Genomic DNA, 17,349 nt, shown 5'->3' with positions numbered 1-17,349 from the left:
CTCCCTGCTCTCGGGCCACGTCGTGGCCGTGTCCTGACTATGTACTATGTCTTTCCTGCGGGGTCTTTCCTGCGGGACGCAGACCGTCGAGGACGAGGGCCACGATCCCCTCCGCGAGATCGCCGAGCTCCCCGGCATCCTGGCCCTCGCGGGGCCGGAACCACATGGCGGTGCTGTTCATGCTGCTGAGCAGCACCCGCACCGCCAACCGTGCGTCACCGGACCGGAGCGTCCCGTCCTCCATACCCTGGGTCACCACGTCCCGGAACATCTCCTCGTACCGGCGCCGGGTCCCGTTCAGTGCGGAGAGCGCCTCACGCTGGCGTTCCTTGAGTGCGGTGGACCTGCGTGCGACGACACCCTGGGAGATGACGTCGTGGTACCCCGGGGCTGACATGAGGTTCTCCAGGTGCCGGAGGCACATCGCGGTCAGCCGCTGGCTACCCGTACCTGGTCCGGTGGCCAGCGGCTCGACCGTCCCGGTTGCCCGGCGCATACCCTCCTCGTACACCGCGAGGTAGATGTCGAACTTGGTCCGGAAGTAGTAGTACACCCGTCCCTTCGTCGCACCGAGCCGGTCCGCGATGTCGTCGGTGGTCGCCCGCTCGAATCCCTCTTCCTGGAACACCGCGGCGGCGGCATCGAGGATCTTCGAGCGCGCCGTGCCATGCGCTGCCGGATCAACACCGAACGTCTCGTTACTCATCCTCCTCAGTCTAGAGTTCGAACAGTCCTGCCGCGCCCATCCCTCCCCCGATGCACATCGTGACGACGACGTAGCGGGCGCCGCGGCGGCGTCCCTCCCGCAGGACGTGACCGACCATCCGTGCGCCGCTCATGCCGTAGGGGTGTCCGATGGCGATGGCACCACCGTTGACGTTGTACTTCCCCGGGTCGATGCCCAGCCGGTCGCGGCAGTACACGGCCTGGGAGGCGAAGGCCTCGTTGAGCTCCCAGAGATCGATGTCATCCACGGTGAGTCCGTGCTGCTCCAGCAGCTTCGGCACGGCGTGGACGGGGCCGATCCCCATCTCGTCCGGCTCGCAGCCGGCGACGGCGATGCCACGGTAGGTCCCCAGGGGTTCCAGTCCGCGGCGCGTGGCCTCCTCCTTCTCCATGAGCACGACCGCGGCCGCACCGTCCGAGAGCTGGGAGGCGTTCCCCGCCGAGATGGTGGCGTCGTGACCCGGACGGTCCGGCAGCACCGCCTTCAGCGTCGCCAGGCCCTCGGCAGTGGTGCCCGGGCGGTTCCCTTCGTCGACCGAGAGTCCGCCGACGGGGATGATCTCACTGTCGAACAGGCCCGCCTCCTGCGCTTCCGCCGTGCGGCGCTGAGACTCCAGCGCGTACTCGTCCTGCGCGTCGCGGGAGACACCGTAGCGTTCCGCGACGTTCTCCGCGGTCTGCAGCATCGGGATGTAGACATCGTGCCCGTTCTCCTGCAGCCACGGATCCACGGCCCGGTAGGAGTTGCGGTGCTCGTTCTGCACCAGGCTGATCGACTCCACACCACCGCCGACGGCGACCTGCAGTCCGTCGACCATGATCTCCTTCGCCGCGGTCGCCACGGCCATCAGGCCCGACGCACACTGCCGGTCCACGGTCATGCCGGGCACGGACACCGGCAATCCGGCGCGCAGCGCTGCCTGACGTGCGACGTTGAAGCCGGTGGAGCCCTCCTGCATGGCGCAACCGAGGATGACCTCCTCCACCTCGGCCAGCCCGACGCCGGCGCGCTCCACGGCGGCGGCGATCGCCAGACCGGCCAGTTCCTGGCCCTGGGTGTCCTTGAAGGCACCCTTGTAGGCACGGCCGATCGGGGTGCGGGCGGTGGAAACCACCACTGCTTCTCTCATGATTCAGTTCTCCTTGCTGGTCGGGTCGTTCGGGTCGAACATGGCGACGGACATTGTGCTGGTCAGCCCTCCGTCGAGGGGGATGGTGGTGCCGGTGATGAAGGAGCTCGCCGGAGAGAGCAGGAAGGTCACGAGACCCGTGATGTCCTCGGACTGCCCGAGTCGTCCCAGGGGGTTGGCCCTGCGCATCTCCTCACCGCGTTCCTCGATGAGCCACGTCATCATCTTCGTGGGGAAGGGCCCCGGCGCGATGTTGTTCACCAGTATTGACGGGGCCAGGGTGGCGGCCATGTGCTTGGTCAGGTGGTGGATCGCCGCCTTGGACGCCGAGTAGGAGTAGTTCTCGTAGTTGGGCACGGCCAGGCCGTCTATCGAGCCGATGTTGATGATGCGGGACGGACCGGCCCCGCCCCCCGCCTCCAGCAACGGGCGCAGCAGTTGTGCGAGGACGAACGGCGTCTTGACGTTCACGCCGAGGACCTTGTCCCAGGCGGCCGCGGGGAACTCGTCGAAGGAGGCGCCCCAGGTCGCCCCGGCATTGTTCACCAGCGCGTCAAGGCCGTCGGTGTGTCCCCGGACCTGCTCCGCGAGTTCAGCGCACCCCTCCTCCGTGGCAATGTCGGCGGTGATCGCGTGGATGGTCCCGTGCTCGGCCAGGGCCTGCTGCACCTCCTCCGCGTCACCGGACTTGCGGGTGGAGACGAGGACCGTGGCTCCTGCCCTCAGGAGTCCCTCGGCGATCATCCTGCCGATACCGCGTGCACCGCCGGTGATGAGGACGGTGCGCCCGGAGATGTCGAAGAGTTCTGCGTTCGTCATGATGCCTTTCTGGGGTCGTCGGTGGGGACGCGGGCCGCGCGCAGTGCCGGCCGACGGACCTTGCCCGCGTCATCCCGGAGTGGTTCGCTGACCGTCTCATACGTCCTCGGCAGTTTATTGCGCGACAGCCGGCCGGTGAGGAACTGTGTCAGTTCCCGGTCGGTGACCTCGCCCCCGGTGGTGTTGATGATCGCGTGCAGCCGGTTGCCGGTGTCCTTGTCGGGCATACCGATGACCACGGCCACGAGCACCCGCGGGTGCTCCATCAGCGCCGCCTCAACCTCGGCGGGGTAGATGTTCACACCACCGACGGTCACCATGTCCGAACTGCGGTCGTGGAGGTAGAGGTAGCCGTCGGCGTCGAGCTCGCCCATGTCTCCGAGCGAGGACCACGCCCCGTTCGTCCGCGGTTCGGCACCGATGTAGTGGTACGAGGGGCCGTCACCGGGCAGTACCCGGGTGTAGATCTCACCGGGGACGCCGGGACGGGTGATCTCCTCGCCGTCGTCGCCGACGAGTGCCAGGTTCCCCCAGGCGACGCGCCCGACCGAGCCCGGGTGCTCCACCCACTCGTCCCCGCGGATGGTGCAACCGGCCTCCGCCTCGGTGCCGGCGTAGAGCTCCCAGATGCGGTCGGCGCCCACCCATTCGATCCACTGCCGCTTCACCGCCGGTGGGCAGGGTTCCGCACAGTGCCAGAACGACCGCACCGAGGCGAGCGAGTAGGACTCCCGGACCTCCCCGGGCAGGGCGAGGATCCGGCGCATCATCGTCGGCACCAGGTAGACCCAGGTCGCCCCGAAGTCGTCGATCTCGGCGAGGGTGGTCTCCGCGTCGAACCTGGCGAGCAGGGACACACTTCCTCCGCGGAAGAGGGTGGTCAGAGCCGTGGAGAACGGGGCATTGTGGAACAACGGGGCGGTCAGCAGCGAGCGTTCCGCCGGGCCGATCCCCCACCCGCCGGCGTCGTGGAGCGAGGTGACCGCGGAGCGTCCGGAGAGGATGATCTTCGGCCTCCCGGTCGACCCGCCGGAGGTGGGGGCCTTCCACGCATCCGCGATCCTGGGCTCCAGGTCCCCGGAGCTGCGCGGTTCACCGTCATCGACGGCGAGTCCGGCGACCGTGGCGACCGTGGCGGCCACCTCAGGGGCGTCCGCCCCGTCCTCGACCACGACGGCCGCGGGTTGTCCGAGGGCGAGGATGCCGGAGAGTTCGTGGGGGGTCAACCGCGTCGACAGGACCTGCGGGCTCGCCCCCGCCCGGTAACAGGCGAAGACGGCCACGATGAGGTCGGTGGTGTTGGTGAGCAGCAGGGAAACAATCCTCCCCGGCTCCGCACCTGCTGCGATGAGACCTCTGGCGACGCGGTTGCTGTCCCGGTGGAGCTCCCGCCAGGTCAGTTCGCGGCCGCCGGCACGGACCGCCACGGCGTCCGGCTGCTGTTCCGCGTAGGTCCGCGGGATCTCGCTGAGCGGGAATCCTTCGTCGGGTTCGTGTATCACTGGTTCTCCTCCTTCTCGTGGTCCTTCTGGTCCGTCTGGTCCGCCGTGGCCTCCTTCGCCGCCTCAGCCTCCTGCTCCATCTCACGGTCCGCGCGTCGCAACGCCTTCCTGAGCGGCACAACGAGGGCAGCACCCAGCAGGGAGATCACGATCACCACGTAGAAACCGGTGACTGGGGTGCCGGAACGGGTTTCCAGCAGGCCGAAGATGTACGGCCCCACGAACCCGCCGACCAGTCCGACGGTGTTGATGAATGCGAGGCCCGCAGCCGCCATGAGCCCGGTCATCCGCGGCATCGCCACGGACCAGAAGAGCGGGAGCGTCCCGTTCAACAGGAAACCCAGGATCCCGATGAGGATGATCTGGATCACCGGGGAGTCAGTGACCAGGAACAGTCCCGCGAAGACCGCGCAGCCCAGGGCGAGCACCCCGATCAAGGTCGACTCACTCGCCATACGTTTGGCGATCCGGGGGATCAGCAGGACGCCGAACAGCGCACCCAGGCCCAGGACGCCACTCAGGATGCCGACCAGGAACGAGGAGGTGACGTTCATCCGCCCGATGATCGAGGGGACGTTGAACCCCACGCCGTTGTTGGAGACCTGGTTGAGGAAGTAGATGACACCGACCAGGACGATGAACGGACGCCCGAAGGCCGTCATCATGTTGCCCTTCATGGAGTGCCGCTCATGGGCCTCGTTGCCGCCGGTGGCGGCGTCCTCCAACGCCTCGGCCTCGTCACCGTCGAGCCAGTCCGCATCCCGCGGGTTATCGGGGAGGAAGAGGTAGATCACGAGCCCGATGATGATCGTGATGATGCCCTCGATGAGGAACATCCACTGCCAGCCGTGCAGCCCGCCGACGTCCTGCATCCCCAGCAGCGCACCGCTGAACGGTGCACCGAAGAGGATCCCGAAGGCGGCCGACACGTAGAGGTAGCCGACGGCGACGCCGCGGTCCTTCTGGCTGAACCACTGGGTGACCATGAACATCATCGCCGGGTACAGACCAGCTTCGGCGGCACCGAGGAGCATGCGCATGATGTAGAACGTGATGTCGTTGTTGATGAACATCATCAGTGCGGTGACGGCGCCCCAGCTGACGGCGATGCGGGCGATCCATTTCCGCGGCCCCACCCGGTACATGATGATGTTGCTCGGGACCTCGAGGAGCGCGTAGGTGAGGAAGAAGAGGCCGGCCCCGAGGCCGAAGGCCCCGACGCTGATCCCCACATCCGCCTCGAGGTGGGTTTTCGCCAGTGAGATGTTCGTCCGGTCCACGTAGGCCATGAAGTAGGTGAGGCACAGGATCGGCAGGAGCCGGAACATGGCCTTGCGGGTGGCGATGCCGTGGACCGCGGGCGCCCCCGTGCTCGCCCCGTGGGTGGTGACCGCCATGTCAGTGCACCCCTTCCCCGGTACCGGGACGTTTCGCGGCGCCATCCGGGCCGGCCGCCGTGCGGACGTACAGTGAGGTCTGGTCGAAGGCGGAACCGAGGCTGTGGGGGTTGCCGAGGTCCGAGATCTCGTCCCAGCGGGCCGCGATCCCCTCGGCGGTGCACTCACCGGGGGCGAGCGCCACCGGATCGGCCTCGATCATGCGGGAGACGGCGAAGACCCCGGCGCCGGCACCGAGGATCACCCCGGTGGGGGCATCGTCCGACACCAGGAAGACGGCCCCCGGGGCGACGGTTTCCGGGCCGAGGTGGGCTGCGGCGTCCTCGTCGATCAGCCCGTCGGTCATGCTGGTGGCTGCTGTGGGTGCGAGTGCATTGACCTTGATGCCCTTGCGGGAACCCTCGATGGCGAGCACGTTGGTCAGCCCGACCAGGCCGGATTTCGCCGCACCGTAGTTGGCCTGGCCGAAGTTCCCGTAGATCCCCGAGGCGGAGGTCGTCATCAGGACGCGGCCGTAGCCCTGCTCGATCATGTGGGGCCAGGCTGCCTTCGTGCAGTTCACCGAGCCCATGAGGTGCACGTCGACGACTTTGCGGAAATCAGCGAGGTCCATCTTCGCGAAGCTCTTGTCCCGGAGGATTCCGGCGTTGTTGATGAGGATGTCGATCCGGCCCCACCGCCGCACGGTGTCCTCGATCATTGCGGAGGTGGCGTCGACGTCGGACACATCGGCGGTGTCGGCGACGGCTTCACCGCCGGCCCCGGTGATCTCGTCGACGACGGCGTCGGCGTTCCCGAGGTCGTTCACCACGACCTTCACCCCGCGTCCGGCGAGCGCCAGCGCGTGGGCCCGACCCAGTCCGCCTCCGGCACCGGTCACTACCGCGACCCTGTCCTTGAACCCGTTCATGTCTGTCCTTTCGACGTCTACCAGCAATACGTCTCCGTATTATGTGACCCAGGTCGCATGATGTCAAGCTTTTGCAATGCATAGCTCTTTCGGCGGAGTTGGGGTTATGCTCGGTTCATGGTGGAAACCAGAGTCCGAACCGTTCTGTCCGACCTCAACTTCACCGAGTGCCCCCGCTGGCACGGCGACCGCTGGTACTTCGCCGACTTCTACGGCCACCGCGTGCTCTCCATGGCCGCGGACGGATCCGGCCTGCGCACCGAACTGGAGGTACCTGGGCAGCCCGCCGGTCTGGGTTGGTTGCCGGACGGACGTCTCCTCTGCGTCTCCATGAAGGACCGGAGGGTGCTGCGGCGGGAGGCCGACGGAACCGTCGTCGAGCACGCTGACCTCAGCGATCTGGCCACCGGACACCTCAACGACATGGTCGTCGACGCGGACGGTCGCGCCTACGTCGGCAACTTCGGATTCGACTTCATGGGCGGTGAGGACGTGACCACCGCCGCGCTGGTCCTGGTCGGGACGGACGGAACCTGCCGTGCCGTCGCCGGGGAACTGTACTTCCCCAACGGGAGCACCATCACGCCGGACGGCAGGACGCTGCTGGTCAACGAGACTTTCGGCAACCGCATCAGCGCATTCGACATCGCAGCGGACGGCGCGCTCGGACCCCGCCGCGACTGGGCGGTTTTCGGACCCCTACCGACGTCGCTGGCCCTGGGGGACGCCACGGCCAATGCCGTGGTGGCCCCCGACGGCTGCGGCGCGGACACCGACGGCAATCTGTGGGTCGCCGACGCCCTGGGCGGCCCGACTCTTCTCGTCGCGGAGGGCGGGGAGATCCTCGACCGCGTGGATGCCGGTTCCCCGGCGTTCGCGTGCATGCCGGGTGGCCCGGACGGAAAGGACCTGTTCCTGTGCTGCGCACCGGACTCCGATGCGGCGGCGCGCTCGGCAACGACGGAGGCAACGGTCCGCTTCACCCGTGTCAGCGCGGCGCATGCCGGGCGTCCCTGAGCCCCGGCCTCGGCCGGTCAGTCCGTCAGCGGGTTCCCCGCCGGTACAGAACCGCAGGTCGAGGGGGCAGCCACCCCGGTGAAGCGGTCATTGACCCACGGCACCATCTGCGCCGCCCACGCGGCTCCGCCCAGCGCGTGCCCGCCCTCAGGAATCTCGCGGTAGTCCACCGGCGTCCCCGCCCCGCAGTACTTCCGGGCCAGCGTGCGCGTGTCGCCGAGCAGCATCACCCCGTCGCCGTCGCCGTACTCCGGGTGCGGCGGGGTGTTCTCCGACTCCCCTCCCCCGGCCTGGACGAGGAGCTGCGGGGAGCCCGGCGCGGGACGCAGGGCCATGTTCGTGTCATCCAGCATCGCCTTGACCTCGGGGATCGAGTCGATGTCTGGGTACTCGGGCAGCACGATCTCCTCCCACCGCAGGTGCTCGAAACGGTCGGAGGCGTCGCCGATGGCCACCCGGTCGAGCTGCCGGGTGATCTCTTTGCCGTACTCGGTGAGGTACGGGTCCATGTCGATCCCGTACGCCCTGGTCATCCCTACGATCGCCATGCCGACCACACCGGACCAGCCACTGCCCTCGGCGGCGTAGAAGAGGTTGTGCTCCGGACGGACCATCGTCCCGCCCTGGGCCACGCCGACGATGTGCGGGGCGATCTCGGGGGCGTACTCCGGCGCGATGATCGACGCCCACCCCGCGCCGATGGAACCACCGGAGTAGCCGGTCAGGGCGGTCGGCGCGTCCGGATCGACCCCGGCCTCCGGCGTGCGGTGGGACGCGCGGAGCCCGTCGAGGATGATCTGGCCGTACTCCGGGCCGGCGGCGAAGATCCCCTCCTCGCCCTGGATGTCCGGAACCACCACGGTATGGCCGCTGGCCAGTAACGGAGCGATGAACGCCATCTCGACGGTGACGATCTGCCCGCCCTCGGTGACGGTGCCGGACAGGGCACGGGACGGCCCGTCCTGCGGGTCCATGGAATCGTAGAAGCTGGCGTACATCACGGTGTTGCCGGTGGGGGTGAGCCCGGGAACATCCTCCGGTGGGTGGATGACGCTGGTCACCGCGGCGGACGGGGCACCCAGCGTGTTCGTCGTCCGGTGCTGCACCTGCGTGACCTGCAGCGGTGTGGCGAACTCGGCGACGTGCAGCGGAAGTTGACGGACCTTCAGCGGTGTTCCGGGCGAGGACGCCGCGAGGGTTGCCGCATCCGGGACGGCGAAGAAGGGGGCGTCCTCCCGGACGGTCTCGATGTTCTCCCCGGCAGCCACTCCCCCGTGGGCCGCCGGTGCGGTGACCACCGTGGTCGCGGCAGGGAATCCCAGTGCGGGCGCCAGGAGAGCGGCGGCGATCGACCTCCCCCACTGCACTGGTCTCTGAGTCTTACCGGTCCCTCTGACTGTGAATGCCATGTGTCCTCTGCTCTTGATGTCGGTAGAGAGGACCGTATCCCTGCATCGATCAGTCACGTGGAGCAACGTTGGTTACAGCAGTGTAATTTTATTGGCAACGAAACCCACCTGCGGCTTTGCTCCGCAGGTTCCCGCAGCCCCCGGCCCTCGCGCGGTCGTGTCCCCGACAATCACGACCTTAAACGCTATAGGTACATACACAGCTTCGTTGCTGGGTTTGCGCGGATCACTCCTACCGGTCGTTGGCGGCCTCCAGCAGCTGCTCGATCTGATCGGCGGAGACCTGGCCACCCGCGAACCCGACGATGCGGTCCAGCGGGATGCTGCCCATCATCCTCTCCATGTCCACGCCCATCGCGGACCCGTCGCCATCGCTGTCGCCGCCACCTCCGGGGAGACCGCCCAGAGCCCCGCCGATGGCCTCGGCGACGACCGGGTTCGCCATCGCCTCCGCCATCGAGGAGTCCAGCGTCAGCGGGACGTGCACCTGTTCTCCCTCCAGCTCGACTTCCACCGCGCCCCGCAGGTCACGCGAGGACGATCCCAGATGCACATCGTAGAGCCCGGGTTCCAGCACGAAGCGTCCCACCCGCGTATCCCAGTACTCCAGGTCGCGGCGGTCCAGGTGGATCTCCACCTCCTCCTGCTCACCGGGCTCCAGGGTCACCGAACCGAATCCGGCGAGTGCCCGGGGAACCCTCACCTGCGAGGATTCGGGCACGGAGACATAGGCCTGGACGACCTCGCGTCCTGCGCGGTTGCCCGTGTTCGTCACCGTGACCGTGACCGTGATGCCGTCGCCGTCGTCGTCCGCCTGGCCGTAGATCTCGCTGTACCCGAAGGTGGTGTAGGACAGGCCGTGACCGAAGGGGTAGGTGACCTGCAGGCTGCGTGCGTCGTACCAGCGGTAGCCCACGAACAGGCCCTCCGCGTACCGGACATGCCCGTGCTCCCCGGGGAAGTCCAGGTAGGCCGGGTTGTCCTCCAGCCGCACGGGCAGCGTCTCGGTGAGCTTGCCGGACGGGTTCACCGCACCGGTCAGCGCGTCGGCGATGGCGGCACCGCCGCCCTGGCCGAGCAGGTTGCCGTCGAGGATCGCACCGGCGTAGTCGGTGACCTCGCCGACGGACAGTGCCCCACCGTGGGAGAGGACGACCGCGACCCGCGGGTTCACCTGGCGCACCGCGGCGAGCACCTCCAGTTGCTCGGCGGGCAGGTCGATGCCGGTGCGGTCGAAGCCCTCGGATTCCTGGTCGGCGGCGAGGCCCAGGAAGAGGACGACGATATCGGCGTGGCGCGCGTCCTCGACCGCCTCGTCCAGCAGGGCGGTGGCGTCCCCGGAGCCGTCCGTGGTGAAGCCGCGTGCGAAGGTGACCGGCGCGGCGAGCCGTTCCTTCAGTTCGTCGAGCGGGACATCGAGGCGCGTGGGGTTGACGTGGGAGGACCCGCCGCCCTGGTAGCGCGGCTCGGTGGCGAAAGCGCCGACCACGGCCACCGACCCGGTGACCCCCTTGGCATCGATGGGCAGGACGTGGCGGCCGTCCGCCCCGTCATTCTTCAGCAGCACAATGGACTGGGCTGCGGCACGGCGCGCGAGGTCATGGTGATTCCCCGCCTCCGCGTCACCGAAGGTCACGTCCTCCCGGTGCTGTTCACGGCCCCTGCGGGCCAGCGCGGCGGCACGGGACGCGGCGAGCGTGACATCCTCCTCATCCAGCGAACCGTCCTCCACGGCGGCGACGACCTGTGCGTCCGCCGCTCCGCCGTCATAGGGCATCTGCAGGTCAAGGCCGGCTTTCACGGCGTCGACGCGGCCGCCGACCGCGCCCCAGTCGGAGACCACCGCCCCCTGGAACCCCCACTCGCCGCGCAGGACGTCGGTGAGCAGGAAGCGGCTGTGCCGGACTGGCACCCCGTTGACGGCGTTGTAGGAGCACATCACGGTCCAAGGCTGGGCGTCCTCCACGATCTTCCGGAAGGCCCGCAGGTAGACCTCGCGGAGGGGACGCGGGTCAACGTCGGCGCTGACGCGCATCCGGTCGTCCTCCTGGTTGTTCAGGGCGAAGTGCTTGAGGGAGGCTCCGACGCCGCCGTCCTGCAGGCCGGCGACCCAGGCGGTACCGAGACTGCCTGCGAGGTGGGGGTCCTCGGAGTAGTACTCGAAATTGCGTCCGCCCAGGGGGGAACGCTTGATGTTCACCCCCGGCCCCAGAAGGACCTGCACGTCAGCGGCCTGCGCCTCGTGGGCGAGCGCGTGACCGACCTGTTCGACGAGCGCCGGGTCCCAGCTCTGGCCCAGGCCGGCCGCCGGCGGGAAGCAGGTGGCGGGCTCACTGCCGGACAGTCCGAGGTGGTCGGCGGAACCGGTCTGTTTGCGCAGGCCGTGGGGCCCGTCGGTCATGGTGATGGAGGGTACGGACGCGGTGTCCTTCGTCCCCCAGAAGTTCGACCCGGAGCCGAGCCCGGCGCGGGTCCCGGTGGGGAGGGAGGCGATGTCTGCGGAGGTGGAGTCGGGAGTCTGGTCACTCATACCTCCCTTTCTACGTGCGTCCGCGTGCCACCTGCCGACAGCGGGGGTGACGGGGGTCACATCTTTACCCGGCGCGGCCGTCAGATCGCTTTCGGACGCAGCTTCATCCTCATGTACTCCCCCAGCACCGCCGCCCTGTCGTCCCAGTCCAGGGTCTGCGTCCGGTCAGCCGGGAAACCCGCGGCGAGGCACGCGTCCTGCACCAGGTCGCGGCAGTCCCGCCATCCCCAGAACGCCATGATCCGGTCGCCGTCGGTCTCGATGATGTCGCACCCCGCGGCAGTGAGCGTCGACACAACATCCAGCCACCATTCCTCGACGATCCCATCGGCGATGGTCGTCCCCGGCACCGTCGCCGCGTAACCGGATGCACCGGCGGGTGCCGGGGTGCCGTCATGCGGGACGAAACGCCCTCGCAACCCGGGGCCGGGGCTCTCGCGACGGCTCTGTTCACTGCACCCGTCGACCACCGCCAGCACGCCGGGTACCAGCGCCCGGACCCTGGTCACCATGACCAGCTCACCGAGGTCCGCACTGTCCCCCCAGTCCGATTTCCTCCGGCCCCTCCCACCCTTCCGTGCCCTCATGGTCCGCTTCTCCACCGGCGCTGTCTCGACCACGTCCCCGGTGACCATGGGCAGCCCGAAGCAGAAGTTGCTGAGCCCCCTGATGTGCGGCGGGCATCCCGGCACCAGGCCGCAGTCCACGATCTCCCCTTTCATCTCCCCGCCCGGCCAGGGCTTTCTCGCGGCTCCGATGGCCAGCGGAAGCTGGTTGGGACCGGCGAAATCCGGTATGAGTCCGTCCATGACGGTTCCCCCTGTGATGTAGGTGTGCCGCGGCCCCTCGCCGCGGCTGCCCCAACGGTATCAGGGTGGAAACTACCGCGGGCGGCTTTCACCGAAACGCCCCGCCAGCACCAGTCCCGCCGCCGCGAGAAGCACCGTGACCACGCAGAAGGCCACCGTGGATCCCACCAGGCCGAGCGGGATGGTCAACAGACCGGCCAGCATCGCCGGAACAGTCAGGGAAAGGTAGCCGACGATGAAGAAGGACGTGGTCACCGCCGTCCGTTCGCCGGGCTCAACGGTGGACGTCAACGCGCGGATCCCGGTCATCAGCACCATGCCCTGCCCGATCCCGCCGACGATGGAGGACGCCATCAGCAGGGGCAGCGTCCCGACCTCCACGGCGGCGACCAGCAGCGCGGCGCAGAGGATCAGAAGGACCGTGCCGCCGGCCATCAGGGTGCGGTTCGACAGGTCACGCAGCACGATCTGCCCGGCCGCCGACGCGATGAACAACGAGCCCGCGACCAGCCCTATCGTCGCCGCCGAGCTGATCCCCAGCTCATTCGCCATGAAGTTCGGCGCGACCGACGAGTACAGGCCGCAGACCGTGTACCCAGCGATGGTGCCCGGCAGCGCGGCGGCGAAGAGCCGGCGGGCCGGTGCAGGCATCCCGGGAACCTGGGGCCGTGGCAGCCACCCGACCGCCCGGTCGCGCGTCACCCGGTCGCGGACCGTGGGAAGCAGCACGGCCGCCAGCGCCAGCAGGACAGCGTGGACGATGAACGGGCTGGTCAGCGGACCACCCACCCAGGACGCCACCACGCCCGCCATCAGGACGCCCAATCCCAGTCCGCCGATGTTCGCGGCGGTGGCGACGGCCCCCGCCAGGGTCTCCCGCCCCACCGGGGCGTTCTCCATCACGGTGACGGTGCCGGTGGAGGTGAAGATCCCCGCGGCGAGGCCGGACAGGACCCGGCCGATGTACATCAGCACCAGGCCCAGGTCACTGCCACCGGTCGCCGACGCCCCGGAACCACTGGTGGGCCACCCAGCGACGAGGAAGAGCAGCGCGGAGACCATGGACAGCACGAGCGCGACGGCAAGCACGGGCCGGCGGCCCAGTGTCTCGGAGAGCCTGCCGAAGATCACCAGTCCGGCGACCACACCGATGGCGTAGACGGCGAACAGCACGGTGGTGGCCGCGTCCCCGAACCCGAAAGCCGCCGACAGGGTGGGGTACAGCGGGGTGGGCATGGTGGTGCCCATCATCACCACGGTGAAGGTGTAGGCCGCCGCCGCCAGTGATCGGCCGGTGGCCGGACGCGTGGTGGGGCGGGGATTCTGGCCGGAGGAGGAGGTCACCCTCCCATGCTAGAGGCTGTGCCCGGACGCGTGCGGCACCTCGGGCTCCCGGACCCGGGTCGGCTCGCCGTCGATGAGCCGTATCTCGGGACGCGGCCGCCAGACGTAGGTCCGTTCCACGGCGTCGCGCTGGAGCTTCGCCCTCTCCACGTCCGCCGCGCTGCCCAGCACCACACCACCACCGGGACCGATGACCTTCTCGAAGGCCAGGTGGACCACGTCCTCCGGGTCGGCCTGCAGGTCGAACAGCGGGGTGTACCCGAGGGCGACGTAGAGGTTCGCCGCCTCGGGCTGGCGGGGGCCGGTGGTCAGGTAGATCCCCCGGTAGCCGCGTCGCGCCGCCTCCTCCTCGAGTGCGTGCATGACGGTGCGTGACAGTCCCTGACGACGGTGGGACGACGCCGTCCACACCCGCTTGACCTCGGCGGTGTCGTCGTCGAGGTACATGAAGGCGCCACCGGCAATGCTCTGCCCGTCCCGCCGGACGAGCAGCAGCGTGCCGTACGGTTCCTCGAAGACCAGCGGCGGGAAAAGCTCGAGCTCCTCGGGGGCGTCCTCGGGTTTGTCGAAGCCTTCGTAGTCCTCGTACCGGGTGGTGTACTCGTGGTCCAGTTCCTCGACCAGGGCCTCCGCCTCGGGCGAGTCGATCCGGGCAACGATGATCTCATCTGCCATGCCAGCGATCGTAGCGCCCCGAAACCTCCGGCGAACAGGTGTTTCACTCTGAACGAAACGTAGAGCGCGTGAATCTTGTCGGCGGCACCCGCGTGACCATATCGTTCATTCCACTCTCGTGACCGTCACACCACCCACGGTCCCACCACCACGCGACAGGAAACACCGAACATGAGCACATCCACATCGTCCACCACCCGGTCCATCCCTGACAGTCCGGCACCGCCGCAGGCCCCTGCCGATGATCCACCCGTCCTCCGCGTCACCCCGCGCAGACACTGGGGACGGTGGGCCGCAGCCGCCCTCGTCCTTTTCCTGCTCGCCCAGTTCGCCTGGTCTCTGGTGACCACCGAGAACTACCACTGGGACGTCTTCGCCCGGTACTTCTTCGACGGGGCGGTCCTCGACGGCCTCGTCCTCACCCTGCAACTCACCGTCGTCACGATCATCGGCGGTTTCGTGCTCGGAGGGATACTCGCCGTGTTCCGGCTGTCCGGATCCGCGGTGCTCAACGCCGCCGCGTCCGGCTACATCTGGTTCTTCCGCTCGGTTCCGGTACTGGTCCAGATCCTGATCTGGTACAACCTCGGCTACCTCTACCCCACGCTGGGTCTCGGGACCCCGTTCACCGGGAACCACTGGATCGCCGAGGTCGACACCACCGCACTGATCTCCGCCTGGTTCGCGGCAGCCCTCGGACTGACACTGCACCAGGCGGCGTACTCGTCGGAGATCATCCGCGGCGGAATCCTCTCGGTCGACAGCGGGCAGTGGGAGGCCGCCCGCGCACTCGGGATCCCGGCCAGCCGTCGGTTCTTCCGGATCATCCTCCCCCAGGCCGCGCGGTCGATCGTCCCCAATGCCTTCAACGAGGTCATCGGACAGATCAAGGGGACGTCAGTCGTGTTCATCGTCGCCCTGCCCGAACTCTTCTACACGGTACAGGTGATCTACAACCGAACGTCCACACCCATCCCGCTGCTGATGGTGTCGGTCGCCTGGTACGCGATCCTCACGACCGCCCTGACGATCGTCCAGTACTACGTGGAACGCCACTACGCCAAGGGCACGCAGCGCACACTCCCACCGACACCGTTGCAGAAGGCGCGCCGCACCGTGGCCACGTGGTGGCGCTCCCTCGACGACGAACCCGAACCCGCATCCACGCACCAGTCCGCCAAGGGGGAGTCCCGACCATGACCACGACAGGCACACCCCGGGGAGCGGTCGACATTACCCGCGTCTCCAAGAGCTACGACGGTCAGACCGTCCTCGACGACATCGTCCTGCGCATCGCCCCCGGCGAGGTCATCGCCTTGATCGGCCCGTCCGGATCCGGGAAGTCAACACTGCTGCGCACCATCAACCACCTCGAACCCGTCGATTCCGGAACCGTGACCGTCGACGACGAGTACATCGGCTACCAGCGCAAGGGAAACGCCCTGCTCGAACTTCCGGAACGGGAAGTCCTCACACGGCGTACCCGGGTCGGCACAGTCTTCCAGAACTTCAACCTCTTCCCCCACCTGACGGCGTCGGAGAACATCGCCGAGGCCCCCGTCGCCCTGCGACGGCTGTCGAAGGCGGACGCCGCAGCCCGCGCCACGGAGCTCCTCGGGGACGTCGGACTCGGCGACAAAGCGCACCACTACCCGCGCCAACTCTCCGGCGGGCAGCAGCAACGCGTCGCGATCGCCAGGGCCCTGGCCCTCGAACCGGACGTCCTGCTCTTCGACGAGCCGACCAGTGCCCTCGACCCGGAACTCGTCGGTGAGGTTCTGGCGGTGATCCGCAGGCTGGCCGCGTCGGGAACAACGCTGGTCATCGTGACCCACGAGATCTCCTTCGCCAGGGAGGTCGCCGACCGGGTCGTCTTCCTCGCCGACGGTGCGGTGGTCGAGCAGGGTCCCCCGCGTGACGTCCTCGACAACCCCACACACGAGCGCACCCGGCGCTTCATCGACAGCATCCTCTGAGAGTCCACCCAACCCAGAAGAACAGGAAGAACCATCATGGCACTGAGCCGCAAACAGACCGGCGTCGTCGCCGGGGCCGTCGTTGTCCTCGCCCTCGCCACCGGCGGGGTGATCTACGCCGCCACCGGCAGCGGTGGGGGTTCCCCGACGGAAGCATCCTCCACCGGTTCCGGCGGCGACGCTGAGGGATTCGACCTCAGTTCACAGAACGCCGAGGACAGGCCGCGCATCGACCCGGTCCCCGAAGCGGTCGAGGCCCTTGAGGACAGCGGATTCACACCGGTGGAACCCGGCAAGCTCACCGTCGCCTCCTCACTGGGCGCCGCACCGCTCGGCGTGTTCGCCGACGATGACAGCACCACCCCGCTCGGCAGTGAGATCGATTTCGCGCAGGTCATCGCGGATGGTCTCGACCTGGAACTCGACGTGGTGCCCGTGAGCTGGGCGGACTGGCCCCTGGGTGTGTCCTCCGGGAAATACGACGTGGTCACGTCGAACGTGACAGTCACCGAGGAACGACTGGAGATCTACGACTTCGCGACCTACCGGCAGGACCTACTGGGCTTTTACGTGCAGAAGGACTCCGACCTCGACCGGGGGGATGAGAGCATCACCGGCGCGGAGGACACGAGCGGACTGACCATCGCGGTGAGTTCAGGGACCAACCAGGAGGAGGTCCTCCTCCGGTGGAACGACGAACTCGAGGCGGACGGCAAGGAGCCGGCCGAGCTGGTGTACTACGACGACACTGCCGCGTCGCAACTGGCGTTGTCGTCGGGGAGGATCGACGCCACCTTCGGCCCGAACGCGCAGGGTGCCTTCGCCGCCACGAACACCGGGGAGATCTCACTGGCAGGCATTGTCCCCGGTGGATGGCCGGAGTCTGCGGATATCGGCGCTGCGACGAAGAAGGACAACGGCCTGGTCGAACCGGTCAACCTCGTTCTTGGGGAGGCCGGCCGCAACGGTGCCTACGACGAGATCCTGTCGCGCTGGGCACTCGAGGACGAGGCCGTCGACGAGTTCCGGATCAACCCGCCGGGGCTGCCCGAGCAGGAGTGACCGGTCAGGCGTTGCACCCTCCGGTCACCGGGCGGCCGCGGAA

General features: G+C 68.3%; 15 protein-coding genes. 4 read left to right on the top strand and 11 right to left on the bottom strand.

What is annotated here, in order from left to right; translation table 11 throughout:
* Positions 1–37: 37 nt before the first annotated feature.
* The 6 genes from ACTIL2_RS02975 to ACTIL2_RS02950 are packed head-to-tail and all read right to left on the bottom strand — an operon-like array spanning position 38 to position 6,484.
* Complete coding sequence (locus ACTIL2_RS02975) at positions 38–706, bottom strand: TetR/AcrR family transcriptional regulator (protein ID WP_442335967.1); 669 nt, start codon at positions 704–706, stop codon at positions 38–40.
* 10 nt (positions 707–716) lie between these two features.
* Positions 717–1,856 carry an acetyl-CoA C-acyltransferase gene (locus ACTIL2_RS02970; protein ID WP_442335966.1) on the bottom strand — a complete coding sequence of 380 codons (1,140 nt, stop codon included), beginning with the start codon at positions 1,854–1,856 and terminating at the stop codon, positions 717–719.
* A 3-nt stretch (positions 1,857–1,859) separates the two neighbouring features.
* On the bottom strand, positions 1,860–2,675 hold the full coding sequence (locus ACTIL2_RS02965) for an SDR family oxidoreductase (RefSeq protein WP_442335965.1): 816 nt from the start codon (positions 2,673–2,675) through the stop codon (positions 1,860–1,862).
* On the bottom strand, positions 2,672–4,177 hold the full coding sequence (locus ACTIL2_RS02960; RefSeq protein ID WP_442335964.1) for an AMP-binding protein: 1,506 nt from the start codon (positions 4,175–4,177) through the stop codon (positions 2,672–2,674). The genes ACTIL2_RS02965 and ACTIL2_RS02960 overlap by 4 nt, the downstream gene beginning before the upstream one ends.
* Positions 4,174–5,574, bottom strand: coding sequence for an MFS transporter (locus ACTIL2_RS02955; protein WP_442335963.1), 1,401 nt, complete (start codon positions 5,572–5,574; stop codon positions 4,174–4,176). The genes ACTIL2_RS02960 and ACTIL2_RS02955 overlap by 4 nt, the downstream gene beginning before the upstream one ends.
* Position 5,575: 1 nt before the next feature.
* On the bottom strand, positions 5,576–6,484 hold the full coding sequence (locus ACTIL2_RS02950; protein WP_442335962.1) for an SDR family NAD(P)-dependent oxidoreductase: 909 nt from the start codon (positions 6,482–6,484) through the stop codon (positions 5,576–5,578).
* 117 nt (positions 6,485–6,601) lie between these two features.
* Between ACTIL2_RS02950 and ACTIL2_RS02945 the strand changes: the two genes are divergently transcribed.
* Entirely contained in the window at positions 6,602–7,501 is a 900-nt protein-coding gene (locus ACTIL2_RS02945; protein WP_442335961.1) for an SMP-30/gluconolactonase/LRE family protein, read from the top strand.
* Between the two features lie 17 nt (positions 7,502–7,518).
* Here the strand turns inward: ACTIL2_RS02945 and ACTIL2_RS02940 are convergent, their stop codons facing one another.
* The 5 genes from ACTIL2_RS02940 to ACTIL2_RS02920 form a co-directional block, all read right to left on the bottom strand.
* Positions 7,519–8,868 (bottom strand): lipase family protein, encoded by a 1,350-nt coding sequence (locus ACTIL2_RS02940; protein WP_442335960.1) that lies wholly within the window; start codon positions 8,866–8,868, stop codon positions 7,519–7,521.
* A gap of 274 nt (positions 8,869–9,142) precedes the next feature.
* Positions 9,143–11,440, bottom strand: coding sequence for a glycoside hydrolase family 3 C-terminal domain-containing protein (locus ACTIL2_RS02935; RefSeq protein ID WP_442335959.1), 2,298 nt, complete (start codon positions 11,438–11,440; stop codon positions 9,143–9,145).
* A gap of 80 nt (positions 11,441–11,520) precedes the next feature.
* Positions 11,521–12,249, bottom strand: a complete 729-nt coding sequence (locus tag ACTIL2_RS02930) for a hypothetical protein (protein ID WP_442335958.1) — start codon at positions 12,247–12,249, stop codon at positions 11,521–11,523.
* A gap of 72 nt (positions 12,250–12,321) precedes the next feature.
* Positions 12,322–13,593: an MFS transporter gene (locus ACTIL2_RS02925; protein WP_442335957.1), complete on the bottom strand. Its 1,272-nt coding sequence runs from the start codon at positions 13,591–13,593 to the stop codon at positions 12,322–12,324.
* A gap of 9 nt (positions 13,594–13,602) precedes the next feature.
* The gene (locus ACTIL2_RS02920) at positions 13,603–14,268 is read right to left on the bottom strand and encodes a GNAT family N-acetyltransferase (protein WP_442335956.1); all 666 of its coding nucleotides are present in this window, start codon (positions 14,266–14,268) and stop codon (positions 13,603–13,605) included.
* Between the two features lie 171 nt (positions 14,269–14,439).
* Here ACTIL2_RS02920 and ACTIL2_RS02915 point away from each other — a divergent pair, with 171 nt between their 5' ends.
* Genes ACTIL2_RS02915 through ACTIL2_RS02905 form a run of 3 tightly spaced genes read left to right on the top strand, consistent with a single transcriptional unit; the run spans position 14,440 to position 17,306 of the window.
* Positions 14,440–15,468: an amino acid ABC transporter permease gene (locus ACTIL2_RS02915; RefSeq protein WP_442335955.1), complete on the top strand. Its 1,029-nt coding sequence runs from the start codon at positions 14,440–14,442 to the stop codon at positions 15,466–15,468.
* Positions 15,465–16,244, top strand: coding sequence for an amino acid ABC transporter ATP-binding protein (locus tag ACTIL2_RS02910; RefSeq protein WP_442335954.1), 780 nt, complete (start codon positions 15,465–15,467; stop codon positions 16,242–16,244). The genes ACTIL2_RS02915 and ACTIL2_RS02910 overlap by 4 nt, the downstream gene beginning before the upstream one ends.
* A gap of 36 nt (positions 16,245–16,280) precedes the next feature.
* The gene (locus tag ACTIL2_RS02905; RefSeq protein ID WP_442335953.1) at positions 16,281–17,306 is read left to right on the top strand and encodes an ABC transporter substrate-binding protein; all 1,026 of its coding nucleotides are present in this window, start codon (positions 16,281–16,283) and stop codon (positions 17,304–17,306) included.
* The last annotated feature ends 43 nt before the right edge of the window (positions 17,307–17,349 follow it).

Source organism: Corynebacterium sp., assembly GCF_052107835.1.
In the GTDB taxonomy this organism is placed as follows: domain Bacteria; phylum Actinomycetota; class Actinomycetes; order Mycobacteriales; family Mycobacteriaceae; genus Corynebacterium.
Note: the sequence above shows the minus strand (reverse complement) of the source record. Positions and strands in the feature narration are given on the sequence as shown.